Source organism: Paenibacillus sp. J31R98, assembly GCF_056269245.1.
The window spans coordinates 615,872-637,208 of sequence record NZ_JBWDNO010000003.1; the positions used below are offsets into that span (position 1 = coordinate 615,872).

Genomic DNA, 21,337 nt, shown 5'->3' on the forward strand with positions numbered 1-21,337 from the left:
CTCAGCTCCGATCACGCTCTGAATCTCGATGGCTGACACGAACATGCTCCGTATCGCTGCTTCCCAGGATACGGCCTAAATATTCGGCAATCGCAACCGAACGGTGTTTGCCCCCGGTGCAGCCAATGCCAATAACAACCTGGCTCTTGCCTTCCTTGTGATACAGCGGAATAAGGAACTGGAGCATATCAAGCAGCTTTGTCAGAAAGGTCTGCGTCTCCGGCCATTTCATGACATACTCGTATACTTCAGCGTCTTGCCCCGTATTCGGCCTAAGATGATCAATATAATGCGGATTAGGCAGGAATCTAACATCATAAATCAAATCGGCATCAATTGGAATGCCGTATTTAAACCCGAATGAAATGACATTAACGGATATTTTGCTCACATCGGAGTTGGTGAAACGGGCTATAATTCGTTCCTTGAGCTGCGCCGGCTTCAAGCTGCTGGTATCAATAACCTGTGTCGCCCAGCCCTTCAAGTCTTCGAGCAACCGCCGCTCCAGCTTAATGCCTTCAAGCGGAAGACCTTCCGCCGCCAGCGGGTGCAGACGACGGCTCTCCTTGTAACGCTGAACGAGCACGCCGTCCGTCGCATCGAGGAACAGAATTTCGTACCCGATCGTATAATGCTCTTTCACGTAGGCTAGAGACTCCGACAATGCGGTGAAAAACTCGCGCCCACGCAGGTCGATTACGAGCGCTACTTTGCCGATTTTGCCATTCGACTGCTCAATCAGCTCGGCAAACTTCGGTATAAGCACCGGAGGCAAATTATCGACGCAGAAGAACCCAAGATCCTCGAGGCTCTGAACTGCAATCGTCTTACCCGCTCCGGACATGCCTGTAATAATGACCAGCCTTGCCATCGCTGTTCCCACGTCCATCGTCTATCCCTCCCTACCAGCAACCATTCATCTATGAACGAATAATAAGGCCAGCTGCGCCAACAACACCGGCATCATTGCCGAGAATTGCAGGGACGATCTCAACGCCCTCTTGCGCCATTGCTGGAGCCGATTTTTTGAATGCTTCACGGATTTGTTCAAACAGGAACTCGCCTGCTTTGGATACGCCGCCGCCGATGATGAAGCGCTGCGGGTTCAGAACAACCGCCATCGTACCGAGCGATTTGCCCAAGTAGAATGCGGCACGTGTTACGATGCGAGCTGCAACTTCGTCGCCGGCTTTTGCCGCATCGATAACGTCTTTCGCTGTAATTTCTTCAACGAAGGATAGCGATGTACGGTCACCACGAGCAACTGCATCCTTCGCCATGCGAATGATGCCTGTCGCAGACGATACCGTCTCAAGGCAGCCCATTTGGCCGCAGTTACATTGAATAGCTTCCAGATCAGGAACCGTAACCATATGTCCAAGCTCACCAGCCATGCCAGCGAAGCCTTCTACGATTTTGCCGCTAACGATTACGCCGCCGCCAACGCCTGTACCAAGCGTGTAGCATACGCAATCATTGATGCCGCGACCTGCGCCAGCCCATGCTTCGCCAAGCGCCGCAACGTTCGCGTCATTGTTTACTAGAACATGTTTGCCGAGTTTTTCTTCAAGAATCGCCTTCAATGGCACATTGTCGAAGAACAGGTTGACCGATTTCTTGACAATACCGTTCGGGATGTCCAAGAAACCAGCAATGCCGATACCTACGCCTTCAACTTGCTCCCAAGTGTACGAGGAGTCCTCAACGATTTGCTTCGCGTATTTTGCAATGTTCTCGCAAACGACGTCTGAGCCCTTCTCAACTTCTGTCGGTCCTTCAAATGTATGCAGCAATTCGCCTTCCATGCTGCAAATTCCCACTTTAATTGCAGTACCGCCGATATCTACACCTACGACAATTTTCTCTGACATATTAGGCCACCTCTATAATATAGGGAGTTAGTATTACTTTCGTTCATTTGCTTGCAACTAAAACTATAAGCGAACGCTTCCAACTGGTCAAGGACAAACCCGCCTCAGCCAATTCCAGCGAAAAACTACACTAGTCATAGGGCAGCAATGCTTGCCGCTTGTACATGAAGCGACGCTGTCCGATAGTTACGGACAGCGTCATCCATGCGGCAATTGCTATAAATGCACCGCTTATATGGCGGTCATACTAGAGCGTCTTGCTCCAGTCATGCACCGCATGACCTTCAAGGAATTTCTCGCAATCGAGAGCTGCCATACAACCGCTTCCCGCAGCTGTAATCGCCTGGCGGTACTTGTTGTCCTGTACGTCGCCACAAGCGAAGATGCCTGGAATGTTCGTCTCGGACGTACCCGGCTTCACGAGCAGATAGCCTGTCTCGTCTGTTTCCAACTGGCCGCCAAGGAACTTCGTGTTCGGCGTGTGACCGATTGCGACGAAGATCCCATTCGTCTCAATGACTTCTTCTTCGCCCGTTGCGTTGTTGCGCACTTTAAGGCCGGTTACGCCCATGCCAGTCGCAACGACTTCAAGCGGCGTACGGTCGAGCGCCCAGCTGATCTTGCTGTTCTCGCGAGCGCGGTCTTGCATGATCTTCGAAGCGCGCATCTCCGGGCGGCGGTGCACAAGCACAACCTCGGTAGCGAAGCGAGTCAAGAAGTTCGCTTCTTCCATCGCGGAGTCTCCACCGCCAACAACGATGATTTTCTTGCCGCGGAAGAAGAAGCCGTCGCAAGTTGCACATGTGCTGACGCCTTTGCCCACGTTCTCGCGCTCGTTCGGAATGCCGAGATACTTCGCGGATGCACCAGTAGAAATAATCAGCGACTCTGCTTGCAGCTCGCCTTGTCCTTCCACTTGAAGCGTGAACGGACGGTTCGACGTATCGACCGAGTTCACCCAGCCTGTACGGAATTCCGCGCCGAAACGCTCTGCTTGCTTACGCATATTAGCCATCAGATCTGGGCCCATAATGCCTTCAGGAAAGCCTGGGAAGTTCTCGACTTCTGTCGTTGTAGTCAATTGACCGCCTGGCTCTGGACCTTCAATCACAAGCGGATTCATATTCGCGCGTGCCAAGTAAATCGCAGCTGTCAGTCCCGCAGGACCTGTTCCGATAATAATTGCTTTGTACACTTTTGGTGCCTCCTACAATTAATTTCTTCTGATGCTTATCTGCATAGCGTAGGTTTTGCCATTTTTGCGACCTTTGGTTCGGAGCGGAAGCTCCGGCAATTCGAATGAGAACGACTTTGGTGCGAAGCACCACGGGAGTGATCATCGAATTAGCCGGTACTGCAGCGGAGTCACCAATAGGAGCACAGTTGGCACCTTAAACCGGAGCCTCGAGTGATGGCAAAATATTACGCATCTTTTCCTTAATACCGCAAATCTCATCAATGCGTTTCGCGCATTTACTAACGGTCGCGATCGAAGTACCGTAACGCTGAGATACTTCATGATAAGAGATTTCTCTGCGGTGCATCTTCGCCGTCAGATATTCAAGCGCAGCCGCCCAGCCTTCCACTTTGCCGAGCTTCGGCACGTTCGGATAAATCCGCGACAGAAACTCAATCCAAAGCGTTAGCAGATCATGCTGCTGCACGAGGTCGTAATGCTTATTCATGCGAACGAGCGCCGCTTCAAGCACGGACTGCCATTTATCTTCCCAAACCGGCAGACGCGAAGGCATCCGGCTATGCTCGATGACCGTCTCTTTGCCTTCAAGCACGGCATTCAGCGATTCATGCACGCCTATCGAACGGAGTACGAAGATCGCAATCCGTTTCAAATAGTCATCTTCTTGCGGCTCCACGATGAAATCGCGCAGGGCATCCTTCACTTCGTTGTCCGCAATCATGCCAAGCGCTTGAATGACTTGCAGCTTCGTATGGCGATCGCCGTGACGCAGCGCCCAGAAGAAGGACGAGCGGACGAGCGGATCCCGCTTCATATGATCAGGCAGCGATTCAGAGCGTTTCTCCCACAGCTTGAACTGTTCTTCGAACGGGAGATGATAATGGTAGCTCGTTGGAGCCGTATGCTGTCCGCTCTCCATCAGAGCCAGCTGCTCCAAGTAGTAGCCCGGTACATGCGATTCGCTGTCCAGCTTGCTCACTTGCTGCCACAATCGTCTCGCTTCTTCATAGCGCCCGATGTTGCAAGCAGCGACTGCTGCATAATGATACAAGCAAGGATCGGACTTCAGCCCGTTATCCTTCAGCAAGCGAGTAAAGTGACGGTAAGCTTCCCCGTGTTCCCCTAGAATACCCATAGTGGTCGCTAGCTTAAACACATGCTCCTGGTGGAAAGGCACTGTCTTGCAAAGCAGCTCAACAAGAGGCTTCAACTGCTCATTATCTCCAGCATGCTGATAGAAGATCGCAAGGTTGCAGAGCGCATGCAAATTGCCCGGTTCGAGCTCCAGCACCTGCTGGATCGTTACCATGGCCTTTTCGAACATGCCCATATAGTAGTAGGCAAGCGCCAAGTTATTGCGTGCTGCCATAAACTCGCCGTTCTTCTCCACAATGCTCTCAAGCAATCTTACCGCTTCGACAAATTTGCCTTCCTCCAGCATCGATCTCGCCTGGTCATGCTCGAAGAATCCTTCGCGTGCCTTAATAAAGGCAAGCTTCGTCGGACGCTCCAGCTCATAATGCAGCAGTTCCATCATCTCTTCCGATTCTTCAAGGAATTGACCATCGGGGTCTTCCTCTAGATATCGAATGAGCGACTCCTCGGCCGCTTCATAATTCTCCATGTTGGCGTAGTTGTTCGCCATATAGAAGTGGCATTCTGTCATCTCGGGATCGAGCTCGCTCACAATCGACAGCAGAATGCGATTGGATTCCTCGTAATTCCCCATCTCCGACAAAATTCCCGCCATATTGCAATGGTTCACTGGATTCTCCGGCTCGTATTCGGCCGCGCGGCGGAAATATTTCAGTGCCTTGTCATAGTGATAACGATCCATTGACCGGACCGCTCGCTCGAAGAAGAACGTTGCGTCCCATTGGATCGGAATAATTTTCGTGCTGTGGCTGGCTATCGCAATTTTCTTTTCCTTCATAGCACAAGGCACCTCCCCGGTACATCAAAGATTCTACGATTATACCATAGCGCGACCTATCCTTACACGAAAGAATATGTGGAAATCGCGGGCATAGGCCCGCGATTTCGATTATCGGCCGCGATGAACGCGAGCCCCTATGTGTTCTAGATTCCAGCATTCTTGAAGAGTGTGCTGATTGAGCCGCCCTCAAGAATGATGCGTGTTGTCTCTGCCAGAATCGGCGCTACCGAAAGGACGGTAAACCGATCGGAATGATCCTCTGGCAATGCAATCGTGTCCGTTACGACGACTTCTTTAATATTCGGGTGATCCAATCGCTGCAGTGCAGGGCCGGAGAAGAGAGGGTGCGTCGCGCACACATACACATCTTCAGCACCGCGTTCCTTCAGACCTTCAACGACGTTCACGATCGTTGTGCCCGTATCAATCAGGTCCTCGATAATAATCGGTGTTTGACCTGTTACATCACCGATAACGTGCGTGATGACAGATTCGTTATGCGCCGGACGTTTCTTAATCATGATAGCGAACGGTGCATCCAGATAGTTAGCCAGCTTCTCGGCAGTCGAGGCGCGGCCAGCATCCGGAGAAACAACAACCGGATTTTTAATGTTTTTCGTTTTCAAATAGTCACTGATCAGATCAAGACCCGTCAGATGATCCACAGGGATATTGAAGAACCCTTGGATAGCAGGTGCATGTAGATCGATCGTGATGACGCGGTTCGCACCAACAGTCGTAAGCACGTCCGCAAGCATTTTAGCCGAGATCGGTTCACGCGGAGCAGCCTTGCGCTCTTGACGTGCATAGCCGTAATACGGAACGATGATGTTGACGGTACGTGCGGAAGCACGCTTCGCCGCATCGATCATCACGAGCAGCTCGACAAAATGATCATTGATCGGGTGGGAGAACGACTGTACAAGGAAAACGTCACAGTTACGGATCGTTTCCTCATAGTGAACGTAAATTTCACCGCTTTTGAAACGAGACAGTTTGATCTTACCGAGCTGCACACCAAGATTCTCACAGATCTGTGCAGCTAGTTTGGGATTCGAGGAACCCGAGAAAATACGTAGCTTGTCGCTAAACAAAATTATACCCTCCTGAGCGATTAGACCACTTTAATTTATATGCTAACAAAAACCGCTTCTTTCGACACCCTTCATTATACATGGAAATCTTCATAATTCAAAAAACGAACAAAAGCACTATAGACGGGCTTATCTCCGCTATTTGCCTGCACTCGACCTCATGCAACATCTCACGCGGTTTGTCCGCATTGTATGAACATTGTATGGCAAATGCCATAGAAAACCGAGCGCTCGTCATGGAGGCTCGGTCTCATAAGAAGCAGCTGCCTGTCCTTGTCCTAGGAAGACTGCTTTGATTTATTATGGCGACGATTGAGTTCGGCCATGACTTCATCGAGCGACAGTCCGCGTTCGCGGAGCAGAACCATCAGATGGAAGACAAGGTCACTGGCTTCGCAGCGCAGCTCGTCATTATCTTTGTTCTTCGCGGCAATAATAACTTCCGCCGACTCTTCGCCAACCTTCTTCAGGATCTTATCGACGCCTTTCTCGAACAGATACGTCGTATAAGCGCCTTCCGGACGCTCGATATAACGCTGCGCAATCGTCGCTTCCAGTTGGTTCAGCATCGCGAAGCGATCGCCCGTCTGCAGCGGCTCACCACCGGCAGTAGCAGCGTCTTTCACGCCTTCCACTGCATTCGTGAAGCAGCTGTACGTACCGTTATGGCAAGCCGGCCCGTTCTGTGCAACGCGTACAAGCAGTGTATCACCATCGCAATCATAATGCATCGATACGATGCGCTGCGTGTTTCCACTCGTTGCGCCTTTGTGCCACAGCTCGCCGCGTGAACGGCTCCAGAACCACGTCTCTCCTGTCTCGATGGAACGAGCATAGGATTCCTCATTCATATAAGCCATCATCAGCACTTCTTTGCTGATTGCGTCCTGCACGATGGCTGGGACCAGTCCCGCTTCGTTCCATTTAATCGAATTCGTATTCGTACTCACCGGATCTCGACTCCTTTCAACCGCAAATCATCCTTCACTTCGCGGATCGTCATCTCTTTGTAGTGGAATATCGTTGCTGCAAGGCCTGCATCCGCGTGCCCCTGCTGGAATACATCATAGAAATGCTCGACCTTACCCGCACCGCCTGAGGCGATAACCGGAATGCTGAGCGAATCGGACACCGCCTGCGTCAGCTTAATGTCGAAGCCGTCCTTCGTACCGTCCGCATCCATGCTCGTCAGCAGAATCTCTCCCGCTCCGAGCAACTCGACTTCCTTCGCCCAAGCAAGCGCCTTAATGCCCGTCGCCGTCCGTCCGCCGTGCGTGTACACTTCCCATTCGCCCCACGCCGGATTGAACTTCGCGTCGATCGCAACGACGATGCACTGCGAACCGAACTTGCGTGCGCCGTCCTTCACGAGATCGCGGTTCTTCACAGCTGCCGTGTTAATGCCGATCTTATCAGCGCCTGCGCGAAGCAGCCGCTTCATGTCATCAACATGCGAGATGCCCCCGCCTACGGTGAACGGAATCGTAATTTCGCCGGCTGTCCGTTTGACCACTTCGATCATCGTCGCCCGGCCTTCTACCGATGCGGAAATATCAAGGAATACAAGCTCGTCCGCGCCTTCCTTGTCATAAGTCGCCGCAAGCTCCACCGGATCGCCGGCATCGCGCAAATTGACGAAATTAACCCCTTTGACGACGCGACCGTCTTTGACATCAAGACATGGAATAATACGTTTGGCTAGCATGAATATGCCGCCTCCCTTCTCTTACAGGTTCGTTTGCGCGAAAGTGGAAAATAGCCTTCACGCGTTAACGAACCGTTTCTCGCGCTACCGTTAATGCAAGAAAATTACGCAGCAGGCTCATGCCGAGCTCGCCGCTTTTCTCCGGATGAAACTGCATGCCGTACACGTTGCCGCGGCCGACAATCGCCGTCACCTGACCATTGTAGTCTGTTGTGGCGAGCAGGTCCGAAGAACGCTCTGGCTTTGCGTGGAACGAGTGCACGAAGTAGACATGGCCCGGAGCCAGATCCTCGAACAATGGGCTTTGTTGCTGCTTGAAGTCGAGCTTGTTCCAGCCCATATGAGGGACCTTGAAATCACCTTGGAAACGGATGACCGTTCCAGGCAGCAGGTTAAGCCCTTCGTGGCGGCCATACTCCTCGCTCTCGCTGAACAGCAGCTGCATGCCGAGGCAAATGCCGAGCAGCGGCTTGCCGGAAGCAGCGTAGAACTTGGTCACTTCATCAAGACCGGTGTTCTGCAAATTCTGCATCGCATCGCCGAAAGCGCCCACGCCTGGCAGAATAGCTCCGTCCGCCTCCATGATCTCTTTGGCGTCCGCCGTAATGATCGTCTCGTAGCCGAGCCGTTCAACCGCTTTGCTAACGCTGTGGAGGTTCCCCATGCCGTAATCGATGATCGCGATCATCCTACAGCACTCCTTTCGTCGAAGGCACTCCTTGCACGCGCGGGTCAATGCTTGTCGCTTCATCGAGCGCGCGGCCAAGCGCCTTGAATACCGCTTCGATCATGTGATGCGTGTTCGCTCCGTAGTGCACGATGACGTGCAGCGTCATGCGCGCTTCAAGCGCAAGCTTCCACAGAAACTCATGCACAAGCTCCACTTGGAAGCTGCCCACTTGCTGGGACGGATACTGCGCACGGTACTCAAAATGCGGACGGTTGCTGATGTCGATGACGACTTGTGCAAGCGCCTCGTCCATCGGCACGAATACCGAAGCATACCGCTTGATGCCGCGTTTGTCGCCAAGCGCCTCGCGGATCGTCTGGCCGAGGCAGATACCGATATCCTCAACCGTATGGTGATCGTCGATATCCACGTCGCCTGTCGCTTCAACCGTCAGGTCGAATTGGCCGTGTTTCGTGAACAGATCCAGCATGTGGTTCAGGAAAGGTACGTCCGTTTCGAGCTTCGCTGTGCCGCTGCCGTCAACTGCAAACGCCAGTTTAATATCCGTTTCATTCGTTTTGCGCGCCACTTCGGAGGCACGGATCACGTTCTCTGCCATGAATGCATCCTTCTTTCCAGATAGCCTATATTTTGACGGGGCGCACAAGCTTATCGCTTAACGCTCCCGCTCCAAACGAATTTCAATCGCTCTCGCATGCGCTTCGAGCCCTTCATGCCGGGCAAGGGTCATGATTTGGTCGCCGCTCGCAAGCAGCGCGTCCTTGCTGTAATAGATCAGACTCGACTTCTTGACGAAATCGTCCACGTTCACCGGCGAGGAGAACCGCGCTGTACCATTCGTCGGCAGAATATGATTCGGTCCGGCAAAATAATCCCCAACCGGCTCCGAGCTGTACGGGCCAACGAAGATCGCACCCGCGTTCTCGATTCGGCCAAGCAGCGCCATCGGCTCTGCCGTCATAATCTCCAGATGCTCCGGAGCCATCCGGTTGACGGCGTCGATCGCTTCATTCATCGACTCGGCGATCAGAATCGCGCCGTAGTCGTTAATGGACTGTCTAGCCGTTCCTTCGCGAGGAAGCGTCGCAAGCTGGCGCTCCACTTCTGCAGCAACGGCATCGCCGAGCTTCTCCGATGTCGTCACGAGAATCGCCGACGCCATCTCGTCATGCTCCGCCTGCGACAGCAGATCAGCTGCGACGTACGCAGGGTCAGCCGTCTCATCCGCCAGCACGACGATTTCGCTCGGGCCGGCGATGCTGTCGATTGCGACAACGCCGTATACCGAGCGTTTCGCAAGCGCGACATAGATGTTGCCGGGACCGCAGATCTTGTCCACCGGCGGAATCGTGTCCGTGCCGTATGCGAGCGCGGCCACCGCTTGCGCGCCGCCAACGCGGTACATCTCCTTCACGCCCGCTTCCGCAGCCGCGACGAGAATGTACGGGTCAATACCAGATTTGCCGCCTGTTGCCGGAGGCGTCACCATGACGATCTCAGGCACGCCCGCAACCTGTGCTGGAATGACATTCATCAGCACCGAGGAAGGGTACGCCGCCTTGCCGCCAGGCACATAGACGCCGACGCGCTTCAGCGGTCTCAGCAGCTGACCGAGCATCGTGCCGTCCGGTTGAACGTCCACCCATGACTGGCGCAGCTGCTTCTCGTGAAACTTGCGGATGTTCTCCGCAGCTTCACGGATCGCGGTCAGGAACGCCGCATCGACATGGTCATAAGCGGCCTGGATTTCGCTATCCGTTACGCGCAGCTCCGCCGCGGTCAAGCTTACGCGGTCATGCAGCTCCGTATAGCGCAGCAGTGCCGCATCTCCTTCGGTTCGCACCCCTTCGACGATTTGGCGAACCGATTCATTTTGCTCCGGTGACCCGTAGTCCACCTTGCGCGTTAAGCCAAACTGCTCCGCACGAAGCTTACGCATACGCATTCTCTCCCTTCACGCTTCCCTGCTATCTAACTGCATTCGCCGCAATCGCATGCTGCAGCTTATCGCATAAACTCTGAATCGCATCGTTCTTCATCCGGTAGCTGACCCGGTTTGCGATGAGGCGGCTCGTAATGCCGAAGATCTGTTCCATCTCCACAAGTCCGTTCTCGCGGAGCGTCTGACCAGTCTCCACCATATCGACGATCCGATCAGCAAGCCCGATTAATGGCGCCAGCTCGATCGAGCCGTTCAGCTTGATCACTTCAACCTGCTGCCCCAGCTCACGGAAGTATTGCGATGCTACGTTCGGATACTTCGTTGCCACTCGTGGATGAATGACCGGCTTCCAATCCGGCAGTCCAATAACGGACATGCGGCATTTGGCTATGCCAAGGTCAAGCAGCTCGTAGACGTCCTTGTTCTCTTCCATCAAGACGTCCTTACCGACGATACCGATATCGGCAACGCCATACTCCACGTACGTCGGAACATCGACCGGCTTCGCCATAATGAACGACATGCCCGCTTCCGGCAGCTCGATAATGAGCTTGCGCGTATCGTCGAAGTCGCTCGGAATCGGCACGCCCGCTTCGCGGAACAGCTTTGACGCCACTTTATAGATGCGGCCCTTCGGCATCGCAACCTTCAGCAGCTCGCGCTCTCCGTTTGTACTCATTTCGCTGTCCCTCCTTGTGCGCCGCCAAAGTAGGTTAGCAGCTTCGTAAACGTAACGCCTTTATATTGCAATGGACCGCCGTCCGCCGCATTAACGGCATCTTGTGTTGCTTGCTGAGCCGCTGTATCCATACGTTCAGTCACGACAACGACTGCTGCAGATTCCGACGCAGCCGTTGATTCACGCAATTCACGTGCTTTTGCCAATGCAGCCTGACGTCCCTCTGCATCATAGCCAATGAGAATCTTCTGCTCTGTCGTTTCGCCAGCCGCATCTCCGATAAGCTCCAGAATGCGCGTTGTCTTAAGCGCGAACCCTGTTGCCGGCGCAGGACGTCCGAACTGCTGCAGCAGATTATCATAACGGCCGCCGCTTGCTACCGGGAATCCAAGATCCGCCGCATAGCCTTCGAATGTCATGCCTGTATAGTATTTAAAATCACCAATCATCGTCAGATCGATCAGCACATGCTCGCGAACGCCGTACGCATCGAGCACATCCCACATCTCGCACAGATGCTTGATCGATGCCTGAGCCGTTGCATCAAGGCTAAGCGCCATCGCTTGATCACAGATCTCCTGCCCGCCGCGCAAGCGGATAATGCCTTCAAGCTCGAGGCGCATCTGCCAAGGCAGCGTAAGGCCTCGCAAGCATTCTCTGTAGCCCACATAATCGCGGCCGAGCAGATAAGCTTTCAGCTCTTCCTGCGCTTCCGGTTGCCCAGGGAGCGCCTCTTCGAACAGCCCGTTCAAGAAACCAACGTGACCAATTGCAATTTTGAAGCGGCTGACACCGGCTGCTTTAAGCGAAGCAATCGCAAGCGCGACAACCTCGGCATCCGCCTCCGCAGAGGCGTCGCCGACAAGCTCCACGCCAGTCTGGAAGAACTCCGCCTCACGTCCCGCTTCCTCCTCAATCGCGCGAAACACATTCGAATGATAGGACAAGCGGATCGGGAATTGCACGTCTTTCAATACAGATGCGACAACCCGCGCAATCGGAGCCGTCATATCGGAGCGGAGCACGAGTGTTGTACCCCGGTTATTAAGCAACTTGAACAGCTTCTGATCTGACGTCGAACTCGCAACGCCAACTGTATCGTAATATTCCATCGTAGGCGTCATGATTTGCTCGTAACCCCATGAGCTCATGCAAGCCAGCACCTGATTCTCGATTTGTCTTAGTTTCACAACCGCATGCGGCAAATAATCTTTAACCCCAATCGGTTTCTCAAACACCTTCGGTTTGGACACGATATTCACCACCGACACTTTAGTTTGTTAACGTGTTACCATGTTACCTTACTACCAAAATAAAGGATTAGTCGTAATAATACCATGCACCCATCTATCCGTCAATACAGCATTTTCCTGTATACCATGCCCAATTGCTGGCTTTAGCTGGCACGCTTCCTGAATAGCCGGCGTCCATGCTTGTCTTCCCATGCGCCAATTAGCATCCGTATCAGCACCAGGCCGATTATGCCCGTTCCGAATACCCCTAATTGGATAAGGAAAAGGGGCGTCCCCTTCTCCGTCTCCGAAGAGTGACCCCCCTGTTTCATGACTTGGATCAAGGTGTCCGGATTATCGTCGATACCTCCGGCGTTGACACGATAACCATTCGTTTGGCCCTCCGCGTTTATGCCGCTCTTCACTGTGAATGTAATGCGAATGCCAAGCTTACGACAAATACCCAGCACCTGCTTGTTGAAGGCTCCGTACGGGAATGCGACAATTTTATCCTCATCATCCCCAAGCTTCTGTGCCAGAATCGTATTGGCTTCCGCCAAATCCGACGTGACCCGCTTCCGATATTCCTTTGCCGTTTCCTTGCGATGCTTGGCTTTCAGATACATCGGTGACGCGAGCGCAGGCTTCTGCTTTTTGCCAGTGGCGTCATAGGCGACGTAGAGATGGGAATCAAACGTATGGTTGAAGAAATCATAACCGTTCTTGTGCATCTCCTCGACCTGCTGCCAGTTCAGCTTCGGGATGCCGATATGATGCGGATTGCCGATCGTGTTCACAATCAAGAAATTCGTCGCCGGTACATGATACTTCTTCAGAACCGGATACGTATCCGTGTAATACGATTCATAACCATCATCGAAGGTCATCAGGACGGCATTATTCGGAATAGGAGCTCCATGCAAAATAAACTGTTCATACTGTTTCATCGTAATCCAGTGGAAATCGTCTGCTTTCATCATAACCAGTTGCTGCTCGAACTTCTTCAGCGGTAACGCCTTGTCGTCCTTCGGCACTGCAGCAACCTCATGATACATCAACACAATAACCTTATTGCTGTAGTACGCCCCCGGCTGTGTGGACGTACCGCTTCTGCGCCTTGCTGTCCCTGATTCTGCTCTTCTTGCAGCGCTGCCCTGGTTAGCCTGACTCGTTGTATTCGCCGAATGATTGCGTCCTCTAACATGCATGTAATAGCCGCCTGTAAACAACGCTGCAACAATGAACAATACCGATACGGCAATAATTTTACGATTCATGATGAAACCATACTCCTTATGACTTCCGAATGTCTCTGATGGGATTGCCTCCGACAAAAGCGCCTGCCGGTACATCTTTATGCACGACTGATCCTGCTGCTACAATCGCACCGTCGCCAATGGTCACGCCGGGCAGAATCGTCGTATTCGCTCCGATCATCACGTTAGCGCCAATCCGCACTTCACCGAGCCGGTACTCCTTAATCAAATACTCATGCGTCAGTATCGTCGTATTGTAGCCTATGATTGAATTCTCTCCGACAGATATCTTCTCGGGGAAGAACACGTCCACCATCACCATGAGCGCAAAAGCGCAGTGGCGCCCTACCTGCATGCCGAGCACATGCCGGTAGATCCAATTTTTCACCGGCAGAGACGGACAGTAGCGCGCCACTTGTATAAACACGAAATTACGTATTGCTTTGACCCGGCTGACTGTACGATACACTTGCCATAAAGCGTTCGGCCCTTCGACCGGATAGCGTTCAACATTTCTCATGGAGCTTTACTCCAATCCCACGAATGCGTACAAATCGCGCATGTCATGAATAATATGACGCGCTCCGCTCTCCCTCAGCTTCGCTTCACCCTTGAGCGACCATGCAACGCCGACTGACACAACACCGGCGGCTTCAGCGGATTCGATGTCTACGCCGCTGTCCCCGACCATCATCGCCGTCTTCGGATCAGCCCCAAGCAGCTCAAGCGCCTTCTGCACCGGCTCAGGGTGTGGTTTCGGATGCTCGACATCTTCAATCGTCACGATTGCGCCTGGCTCCACATATTCATACAATCCGACATAACGCAGTCCGCGCTCTGTCGTGAGCCGCATCTTCGTCGTCACAATTCCGATTCTAATACCCGCTTCATGCAGCTTGGCAAACACTTCCCGAACATAGGGAAAGGCTGTTACATAATCATCGTGCATCTTCAGATTGATCTCGCGATATGCGGCAACCAAATCAGTCACATCTTCGCGGCCGGAGAACAGCTGCATCTGTTTCGTCAGCGGCTGTCCCATGCTCGGAATAATGTGCTCACGATCGAACTCTGGAGGCACGATTCCCTTCAGCGAGTGAATGAACGATTGAATAATCAGTTCATTCGTATCCATAATCGTGCCGTCCAGATCAAACAGCATTGTCTTAATCGTTGTTGTCATGCTAATTGTGTTACTCCTTTATTGATGAGTCATTGCCCGCATCGTCCGATTGATCTTTCACGTCTTCACGGCTTACAGCAGGAGCGGCTGTCTGCTTCGCAGTTACTTCTGCACCAGCAGGCAGGCCAGATTTGAAGTTAATAATCGGATCGCTGTACCGCACCCTCGCTTCGCCAGTCGTACGACGGCCAATAATGAGAATGACTGCTGCAATGATAAGCAGAACGGAAATAAGCTGAGAAATTCGAATATTGCCTTCAGCCGGATTCAAGAAACCAGGATCGAATCCGAACAGTTTCATCGGCGACCAAAGTGCATCCATTACATTCGCAGCCCATGCCGCGCCATGGAATGCAAGGCTATCTGTACGAAGGCCTTCGATGAAGAAGCGCCCGATTGAATACCAGATAAAGTAGCTGAACAGCAATTCACCGGCACGCAAGAATGGACGGCGGCGAATAACGAGCAGCAGGATCAAGCCGAGCAGGTTCCACAGCGACTCATACAGGAATGTCGGATGATGATACAAGCTGTCTGTATCGACTAACATCTGGTCGACTATCCAGTTCGGCAGGTGAAGTGTGTGACGTAGAAAAGATTCTTCTACAGGTCCGCCGAACGCTTCCTGATTGACGAAGTTGCCCCAACGGCCGATCATTTGACCCGCAATAAGCGATGGCGCACAGATATCAGCAACACGCCAGAAGCTGTATCCTTTAACGCGGAAATAAATAATACCACAGACGAATGCGCCAATAAGCGCGCCATAGATCGCAATACCGCCATGCCAAATCTTGAATACGTCCAGCGGGTTGCTCTTATATTCATCCCAAGTGAACATAACATAGTATATTCGGGCGCCTACAATTGCTGATGGAACGCCAAGCAGCAGCAAGTCCATAAAGAAGTCAGGCGACAAGCCGAACCGCTTGCCTTCGCGAACGGCAAGGAGCAAGCCTACGAGCGCCGCGGTTCCAAGAATGATACCGTACCAGTGCACGCTAATAGCGCCAATGGAAAAAGCAATAGGATCTAACCGTAATCCAAACATACGTCACAGGCTCCTTCTCTCACATGAATAATCATACAGAACGCAAGGCAATTAGCGCTTATGCAGGTCAATCAAAGTCGTCCGCATCTTCCGCAATTGTCTCCGTCAGCTTGTTCGTAAATTGGAGCGCCGCGTTGTAGCCCATCCGCTTCAAACGGAAGTTCATCGCTGCCACTTCAATAATGACCGCTAAGTTTCGACCTGGGCGAACGGGAACGGTAACAATCGGTACATCTGTGTCAATGATGCGTGTCGTTTCTTCATCAAGTCCGAGGCGGTCGTACTGCTTGTCCGCCTGCCAGTTCTCAAGCTTAATGACAACGCTAATTCGCTTCATATTACGGACAGCACCAGCGCCGAACAATGTCATAACGTTAATGATGCCTAGACCGCGAATTTCAAGCAAATGCCGAATGAGCTCAGGCGCTGTTCCGTGCAATTGACCATCCGAAGTTTGGCGGATTTCAACCGCATCATCCGCAACCAGGCGATGGCTCCGTTTCACAAGCTCAAGCGCTGTTTCACTCTTACCAATGCCGCTGCCGCCGGTGATAAGCATTCCAACACCGTACACATCGACAAGAACGCCGTGAATGGTAGCGGATGGTGCGAGCTTACGCTCCAGGAAGTTCGTAATCCGGCTTAAGAAAATCGTCGTTGCCGCATTGCTGCGAAGTACCGGAATTTGCTTCTGATTCGACAGCTCAAGCAGCTCAGCTGGCGCTTCCATACCGCGTGTAATGATGAAACAAGGCGTTTCCTCATCACATAGCCGTTCCATGCGATCCATCCGCTCTTGTTTGCTCAGCGTATCGATGAAAGTCAGTTCGGTTCTTCCGAGAATTTGCACCCGTTCTTTCGGATAATACTCAAAATAGCCTGCCATCTCAAGGCCTGGGCGTGATAAGTCATCAACACTAATGCTGCGGCGCAGCCCATCTTCACCGCTTAATATTTCGAGCTGGAATTGACTGATTAGCTCAGATACTTTTACCTTTTTAGCCATCGGTTGGCCTCCTCAACAGTCGCAGCCAGCTACGAATTTAATATGTAATTTCTTTCTCATTCAGCTATTGTTATCGTAACGAAAAAACGCAATAAAAACAACCGCCCGATTTGTGATCGGGCGGTTGTCTGTAAAGGCTCAGCGCCTTATCAATTATGCTTCGAATACGTTCAGTTCTGTCTCTTTGTCGAAGACATGAACTTTGTTCATATCAAGAGCAAGCTTCACGTTTGTACCTTCTTTAACACCGGAGCGGCCGTCAACACGTGCGATTACAGTGTCTTTGCCAAGACCGTTCAGGTACAGGAACATTTCGTGACCAAGGTTCTCAGCAACTTCAACGTGAGCATTCACGATTGTTTGCGGGGAAGCCTCGTGGAATACTGGCTCTTCGTGCAGATCCTCTGGACGAATACCAAGGATGATTTCTTTGCCGATCAGGCCTTTTTCACGCAATTGCGCTGCTTTGCCGTCTGGAACAAGAACATCAATGTTGGTCGATTTGAAGCGAACAACGCCGCCAGCTTCAGCTACTGTACCTGTGATGAAGTTCATCGAAGGTGCACCGATAAAGCCTGCTACGAAGATGTTTACTGGGTGGTTGTACAGCTCTTCCGGGGAAGCAGCTTGTTGAATGATACCGTCTTTCATAACGACGATACGATCACCCATTGTCATAGCTTCGATTTGGTCATGCGTTACGTAGATAACAGTTGTTTCAAGACGTTTAGCAAGCTTGGAGATCTCTGCGCGCATTTGGCCACGGAGTTTCGCATCCAAGTTGGAAAGCGGCTCATCCATCAAGAATACTTGTGGTTCACGAACGATCGCACGGCCTAGGGCAACACGCTGACGTTGACCACCGGAAAGTGCTTTCGGTTTACGCTCAAGCAAGTGCTCGATATCAAGAATTTTAGCAGCTTCACGAACACGTTTGTCGATCTCTGCTTTTTTGAATTTACGAAGTTTCAGACCAAAAGCCATGTTTTGGTATACGTTCATATGTGGGTACAACGCGTAGGATTGGAATACCATCGCGATATCGCGATCTTTAGGTGCTACGTCATTTACAAGACGCTCGCCGATGAACAGTTTACCTTCAGAGATTTCTTCCAGACCAGCAATCATACGAAGTGTTGTGGATTTACCGCAACCGGATGGGCCGACAAGAACCAAGAATTCTTTGTCTTTAATGTCAAGGTTGAAATCTTTTACGGAAGCGAGATCAGTACCCGCGTATTTTTTGTAAACATGCTCTAAGCGTACACCAGCCATTTGTATTTCCCCCTAAACGGTAGTAGTCTTTCAATACACTTAGTGTATATCAGCGCCCTCACAATGACTATGCACATACTTTACAAAAAAACTACGCCCTTTTCGTCACTTTGTACAATAGCAATATAATTTTGACGAGAACCGCATCGCGGAACTGCCTGACGTCGAGTTCTGTCTCCTGTTTAAGCTTATCCAGCCTATACAGCAGTGTATTGCGGTGAATATAGAGTTTCTTCGCTGTTTCACTAACATTGCAATCGAGCGAGAAGAATGTTTCAAGCGTCGTAAGGATCTCCGGCTCGAGAAAAGCATCCTTTCGCTTAAGCGCCTGCTCCACGAATTTGAGCCGCTGTGTTTCCGGAATTGTATCCAGCAGCCGCTCAAGATGTAGCAGCCAAGGCAGATGAATATTCGTACCGAGGTGGAATGCACGCCCAAGATGAACGGTTTCCCTCAGCAATGCGGTCGTGCTGACAATCGAGCTCGTCGGAGAGATTGGCTGTGCGACCGCGAGGTGGCATTCACCGATCCATTCGCTAGAAAGCATCTCATGCAGCCCGGATACAATGGATGTTAAGCTCTCTTCCACCGACTCCTCGACTTCATCATCCCGTTCCTCGAGCTGTGCATCATGAATTAAGGATATAGGGCCAAGAATCAGCCACTCCTGCTCCTTAAGCGGAATAATCATAACCTCTTCGGCGAGGAACGTCCGCAGCAGCTTCTCTAGCTCACTGTAGCTGGCTCGTCCTGATTCAGCCTGTTCACATACCAGCAAGAACGGAATCATGGAGGAGAACAGTCTTCCTCTCGACATGAAGCGATCCGGCAGAAGCTGTTTCGGTTCCCCCGTCTCGAGCTGCTCTTCAATCCATGCTCCAAGCTCGCGCGCATAGCGCTCTGATTCTGGTATGCCTTCATAACTCTTCGCCTTATCAACGATCATTTGGGCCAATGTCCATCCAATAAGCCGTAATTCTGTCTCGGATAATTGGCCTCTGTTCACTTCAAGTAAACTGGCGTACTGTGTTTCTACATGTAGCAAGAACCACACAGCGCCTTCAGGACTGATTACATAATCGCCGGTTGTAACCGCGTTCTGCTTTTGCGGTTGATTAGCGATTTGATCTGCCAGCATCATGTTCCAATCTTGGATTGGCAGCTGCAGCTCTCGGACTGGGCAATCCAGGACAGCTTGCAATTGCTTGATCCACTTTGCTTCACTCATCGGCTTGCCCCTATCCTATACGCGTTCATGCGCTTTTTTGGCTCATTGTACCACACAAATCGCGCATAAATGTGCTTTTTTGCACATTGTACCATAGATTAGGCGGTTGAATCAGCTTAAAGCAAGCAGTATGACGATGGAAAGCAAGGAGAACAGCGCCGCAACAAGATAGATGAAGGAGACCGTCTGAATCTGTGTAAGCCCCCATCTCATAAGTACATGATGAGTATGCAGCTTATCGGCTCGATGCAAGCCCTTGCCCGAAAGCAATCTGCGCAGCATCACAACAGCCGTATCGAGAATGGGTACGCCAAGCGCCAGCAGTGGAACTGCAACCGTTACAAGTGTCGCGCTCTTGAAAGCCCCGTCCACTGCTGTAACGGCCAGCGTATATCCAAGAAACGCAGCGCCGGCATCTCCCATGAATATTCGTGCAGGATAGAAGTTATAGATGAGAAAAGCTAAGCACGCCCCCACCAAAATAACCGCAAGCAGTGCCGTTGGGTATTGATGCTTCATCAGAGCCGCAATAAAGAGCGTCAGTGACGATAACGTAGACACTCCTGAGGCAAGCCCATCTACGCCATCAATGAAATTAATCATATTAATGAGCGCGAACACCCAAATTATCGAGCTGGTTACTTCCAACCAGAACGGAAAATCAATTGTACCGTGTAAGCCCGATAAACCTTGTATTCGGATATCAAATAACAGTGGGATAATGGAAGCTGCAATGTAAACAACTACACGCGGCCACACCGGAAATTCATTCCCATTCGCCTTCGCTGCATCATCTGCAAGCCCAATGACAACAAGAATGAACCCACCGATGCCAATTGTCATGCTAAGAGCTGTAGCTCCTTGAAAAATAAACAACGTAACAACAACACCTGCATAGAGTGCAGCTCCGCCCATTAACGGGATCGGTGTCCGGTGGATTTTGCGGGCAGAAGGACGATCCACAAATCCCATCCGAAGCGCATATTTGCGAAGAATCGGTACTAATACAGCGACAAGTGCAAAACACAACAATGCAGATAACAGGAAATCCATTGTCTCTAATAACCCCCTGAAGCAGCCTTTGTGTTCAGTTTGCCCGCAGCGGTATGAAATAGTCAGAGCTCTGGAAACAACAAAAAAACCTGCAGGCGCATGGCCTACAGGTTGACTAGTTATCGAAATGGTGAGCCATGTAGGACTCGAACCTACGACACCCTGATTAAAAGTCAGGTGCTCTACCAACTGAGCTAATGGCTCTCATGAAGAGAATGGTGGAGGGCGATGGATTTGAACCACCGAACCCGAAGGAAGAGATTTACAGTCTCCCGCGTTTGGCCACTTCGCTAGCCCTCCATGTTACATGGTGGCTCGGGACGGAATCGAACCGCCGACACGAGGATTTTCAGTCCTCTGCTCTACCAACTGAGCTACCGAGCCTAATTATTAAGTTAAATGGCGGAGCCGACGGGATTCGAACCCGCGGTCTCCTGCGTGACAGGCAGGCATGTTGGGCCACTACACCACGGCTCCGCATTTAAAATATATGGTGGAGGCTGACGGGATCGAACCGCCGACCCTCTGCTTGTAAGGCAGATGCTCTCCCAGCTGAGCTAAGCCTCCATATAGGTGTGGTAGCGGCGAAGGGACTCGAACCCCCGACCCTCCGGGTATGAACCGAATGCTCTAGCCAGCTGAGCTACACCGCCACACAAATTGCCTCAAGTAAAGCTTGTCCATTATGACTGAGGCAGCCATAAAGGTCAGGTAAAAACGTAACCAAACGTTTCTGCAAATCACTTCTGAATACCCGCGCTTGTCGATTATTCATCAGTTAATTGCGCCCTGAAAACTGGATACGAACCTTTGCGAAGGTTTCTTGCTTAGCTGGATTTACTTATTTAGGATAAGCCCTCGACCGATTAGTATTCGTCAGCTGCACACGTTGCCGCGCTTCCACCTCGAACCTATCAACCTGATCGTCTTTCAGGGG

The 21,337-nt window shown here is 51.7% G+C and carries 20 protein-coding genes, 6 tRNA genes and 1 rRNA gene; all 27 read right to left on the reverse strand.

The annotated features are described in order from the left end of the window. Position 1 precedes the first annotated feature (1 nt). Positions 2–889 (reverse strand): RNase adapter RapZ, encoded by an 888-nt coding sequence (rapZ, locus tag AC0YNX_RS16340; RefSeq protein WP_475816724.1) that lies wholly within the window; start codon positions 887–889, stop codon positions 2–4. Positions 890–920: 31 nt separating this feature from the next. Next, complete coding sequence (locus AC0YNX_RS16345; protein ID WP_475816725.1) at positions 921–1,871, reverse strand: ROK family glucokinase; 951 nt, start codon at positions 1,869–1,871, stop codon at positions 921–923. Positions 1,872–2,118: 247 nt separating this feature from the next. After that, on the reverse strand, positions 2,119–3,066 hold the full coding sequence (trxB, locus tag AC0YNX_RS16350; RefSeq protein WP_475816726.1) for a thioredoxin-disulfide reductase: 948 nt from the start codon (positions 3,064–3,066) through the stop codon (positions 2,119–2,121). 196 nt (positions 3,067–3,262) lie between these two features. Further along, entirely contained in the window at positions 3,263–5,002 is a 1,740-nt protein-coding gene (locus AC0YNX_RS16355) for a tetratricopeptide repeat protein (protein WP_475816727.1), read from the reverse strand. A 146-nt stretch (positions 5,003–5,148) separates the two neighbouring features. Continuing rightward, complete coding sequence (locus AC0YNX_RS16360; protein ID WP_475816728.1) at positions 5,149–6,099, reverse strand: ribose-phosphate diphosphokinase; 951 nt, start codon at positions 6,097–6,099, stop codon at positions 5,149–5,151. Positions 6,100–6,377: 278 nt separating this feature from the next. Further along, positions 6,378–7,049 (reverse strand): bifunctional phosphoribosyl-AMP cyclohydrolase/phosphoribosyl-ATP diphosphatase HisIE, encoded by a 672-nt coding sequence (hisIE, locus tag AC0YNX_RS16365; protein WP_475816729.1) that lies wholly within the window; start codon positions 7,047–7,049, stop codon positions 6,378–6,380. After that, on the reverse strand, positions 7,046–7,804 hold the full coding sequence (gene hisF, locus AC0YNX_RS16370; protein WP_475816730.1) for an imidazole glycerol phosphate synthase subunit HisF: 759 nt from the start codon (positions 7,802–7,804) through the stop codon (positions 7,046–7,048). Before hisF ends, hisIE begins: the two co-directional genes overlap by 4 nt. A gap of 64 nt (positions 7,805–7,868) precedes the next feature. Beyond that, the gene (hisH, locus tag AC0YNX_RS16375) at positions 7,869–8,492 is read right to left on the reverse strand and encodes an imidazole glycerol phosphate synthase subunit HisH (protein WP_475816731.1); all 624 of its coding nucleotides are present in this window, start codon (positions 8,490–8,492) and stop codon (positions 7,869–7,871) included. Position 8,493: 1 nt separating this feature from the next. Next, a complete protein-coding gene (hisB, locus tag AC0YNX_RS16380; protein WP_475816732.1) occupies positions 8,494–9,093 on the reverse strand; it encodes an imidazoleglycerol-phosphate dehydratase HisB in 600 nt (199 codons plus the stop codon). A gap of 57 nt (positions 9,094–9,150) precedes the next feature. Then, entirely contained in the window at positions 9,151–10,434 is a 1,284-nt protein-coding gene (gene hisD, locus AC0YNX_RS16385) for a histidinol dehydrogenase (RefSeq protein ID WP_475816733.1), read from the reverse strand. A gap of 28 nt (positions 10,435–10,462) precedes the next feature. Then, positions 10,463–11,116, reverse strand: coding sequence for an ATP phosphoribosyltransferase (gene hisG, locus AC0YNX_RS16390; protein WP_475816734.1), 654 nt, complete (start codon positions 11,114–11,116; stop codon positions 10,463–10,465). After that, positions 11,113–12,369: an ATP phosphoribosyltransferase regulatory subunit gene (locus tag AC0YNX_RS16395; protein WP_475816735.1), complete on the reverse strand. Its 1,257-nt coding sequence runs from the start codon at positions 12,367–12,369 to the stop codon at positions 11,113–11,115. The genes hisG and AC0YNX_RS16395 overlap by 4 nt, the downstream gene beginning before the upstream one ends. Positions 12,370–12,512: 143 nt before the next feature. Then, the gene (locus AC0YNX_RS16400) at positions 12,513–13,625 is read right to left on the reverse strand and encodes a polysaccharide deacetylase family protein (RefSeq protein WP_475816736.1); all 1,113 of its coding nucleotides are present in this window, start codon (positions 13,623–13,625) and stop codon (positions 12,513–12,515) included. 16 nt (positions 13,626–13,641) lie between these two features. Further along, positions 13,642–14,124 carry an acyltransferase gene (locus AC0YNX_RS16405; RefSeq protein ID WP_475816737.1) on the reverse strand — a complete coding sequence of 161 codons (483 nt, stop codon included), beginning with the start codon at positions 14,122–14,124 and terminating at the stop codon, positions 13,642–13,644. 6 nt (positions 14,125–14,130) lie between these two features. Beyond that, positions 14,131–14,787: a pyrophosphatase PpaX gene (gene ppaX / locus AC0YNX_RS16410; RefSeq protein ID WP_475816738.1), complete on the reverse strand. Its 657-nt coding sequence runs from the start codon at positions 14,785–14,787 to the stop codon at positions 14,131–14,133. Between the two features lie 10 nt (positions 14,788–14,797). Next, the gene (lgt, locus tag AC0YNX_RS16415; protein ID WP_475816739.1) at positions 14,798–15,838 is read right to left on the reverse strand and encodes a prolipoprotein diacylglyceryl transferase; all 1,041 of its coding nucleotides are present in this window, start codon (positions 15,836–15,838) and stop codon (positions 14,798–14,800) included. A 67-nt stretch (positions 15,839–15,905) separates the two neighbouring features. Then, entirely contained in the window at positions 15,906–16,844 is a 939-nt protein-coding gene (gene hprK, locus AC0YNX_RS16420; protein ID WP_475816740.1) for an HPr(Ser) kinase/phosphatase, read from the reverse strand. Between the two features lie 153 nt (positions 16,845–16,997). Continuing rightward, positions 16,998–18,119: an ABC transporter ATP-binding protein gene (locus AC0YNX_RS16425; RefSeq protein ID WP_475816741.1), complete on the reverse strand. Its 1,122-nt coding sequence runs from the start codon at positions 18,117–18,119 to the stop codon at positions 16,998–17,000. A gap of 91 nt (positions 18,120–18,210) precedes the next feature. After that, positions 18,211–19,347, reverse strand: coding sequence for a PucR family transcriptional regulator (locus AC0YNX_RS16430; RefSeq protein WP_475816742.1), 1,137 nt, complete (start codon positions 19,345–19,347; stop codon positions 18,211–18,213). 111 nt (positions 19,348–19,458) lie between these two features. Then, positions 19,459–20,400, reverse strand: a complete 942-nt coding sequence (locus AC0YNX_RS16435; RefSeq protein ID WP_475816743.1) for an MraY family glycosyltransferase — start codon at positions 20,398–20,400, stop codon at positions 19,459–19,461. A 128-nt stretch (positions 20,401–20,528) separates the two neighbouring features. Further along, positions 20,529–20,604 (reverse strand) — tRNA-Lys (locus AC0YNX_RS16440). A 12-nt stretch (positions 20,605–20,616) separates the two neighbouring features. Next, positions 20,617–20,700, reverse strand: a tRNA-Tyr gene (locus AC0YNX_RS16445). 8 nt (positions 20,701–20,708) lie between these two features. Further along, positions 20,709–20,784, reverse strand: a tRNA-Phe gene (locus AC0YNX_RS16450). Between the two features lie 16 nt (positions 20,785–20,800). Then, positions 20,801–20,877, reverse strand: a tRNA-Asp gene (locus tag AC0YNX_RS16455). Between the two features lie 14 nt (positions 20,878–20,891). Continuing rightward, a tRNA-Val gene (locus AC0YNX_RS16460) sits at positions 20,892–20,967 on the reverse strand. Positions 20,968–20,976: 9 nt separating this feature from the next. Continuing rightward, positions 20,977–21,053, reverse strand: a tRNA-Met gene (locus AC0YNX_RS16465). Positions 21,054–21,246: 193 nt separating this feature from the next. Continuing rightward, positions 21,247–21,337 (reverse strand): 23S ribosomal RNA (locus AC0YNX_RS16470); the annotation flags it as partial.

Coding starts and splice junctions, on each gene's coding strand:
- ppaX (WP_475816738.1), bottom strand. CDS start 14,787: ATGACAACAACGATTAAGACAATGCTGTTTGATCTGGACGGCACGATT.
- AC0YNX_RS16355 (WP_475816727.1), bottom strand. CDS start 5,002: ATGAAGGAAAAGAAAATTGCGATAGCCAGCCACAGCACGAAAATTATT.
- hisB (WP_475816732.1), bottom strand. CDS start 9,093: ATGGCAGAGAACGTGATCCGTGCCTCCGAAGTGGCGCGCAAAACGAAT.
- AC0YNX_RS16400 (WP_475816736.1), bottom strand. CDS start 13,625: ATGAATCGTAAAATTATTGCCGTATCGGTATTGTTCATTGTTGCAGCG.
- AC0YNX_RS16345 (WP_475816725.1), bottom strand. CDS start 1,871: ATGTCAGAGAAAATTGTCGTAGGTGTAGATATCGGCGGTACTGCAATT.
- hisG (WP_475816734.1), bottom strand. CDS start 11,116: ATGAGTACAAACGGAGAGCGCGAGCTGCTGAAGGTTGCGATGCCGAAG.
- hprK (WP_475816740.1), bottom strand. CDS start 16,844: ATGGCTAAAAAGGTAAAAGTATCTGAGCTAATCAGTCAATTCCAGCTC.
- hisH (WP_475816731.1), bottom strand. CDS start 8,492: ATGATCGCGATCATCGATTACGGCATGGGGAACCTCCACAGCGTTAGC.
- AC0YNX_RS16435 (WP_475816743.1), bottom strand. CDS start 20,400: ATGGATTTCCTGTTATCTGCATTGTTGTGTTTTGCACTTGTCGCTGTA.
- AC0YNX_RS16430 (WP_475816742.1), bottom strand. CDS start 19,347: ATGAGTGAAGCAAAGTGGATCAAGCAATTGCAAGCTGTCCTGGATTGC.
- AC0YNX_RS16425 (WP_475816741.1), bottom strand. CDS start 18,119: ATGGCTGGTGTACGCTTAGAGCATGTTTACAAAAAATACGCGGGTACT.
- lgt (WP_475816739.1), bottom strand. CDS start 15,838: ATGTTTGGATTACGGTTAGATCCTATTGCTTTTTCCATTGGCGCTATT.
- rapZ (WP_475816724.1), bottom strand. CDS start 889: ATGGACGTGGGAACAGCGATGGCAAGGCTGGTCATTATTACAGGCATG.
- hisD (WP_475816733.1), bottom strand. CDS start 10,434: ATGCGTAAGCTTCGTGCGGAGCAGTTTGGCTTAACGCGCAAGGTGGAC.
- AC0YNX_RS16405 (WP_475816737.1), bottom strand. CDS start 14,124: ATGAGAAATGTTGAACGCTATCCGGTCGAAGGGCCGAACGCTTTATGG.
- hisF (WP_475816730.1), bottom strand. CDS start 7,804: ATGCTAGCCAAACGTATTATTCCATGTCTTGATGTCAAAGACGGTCGC.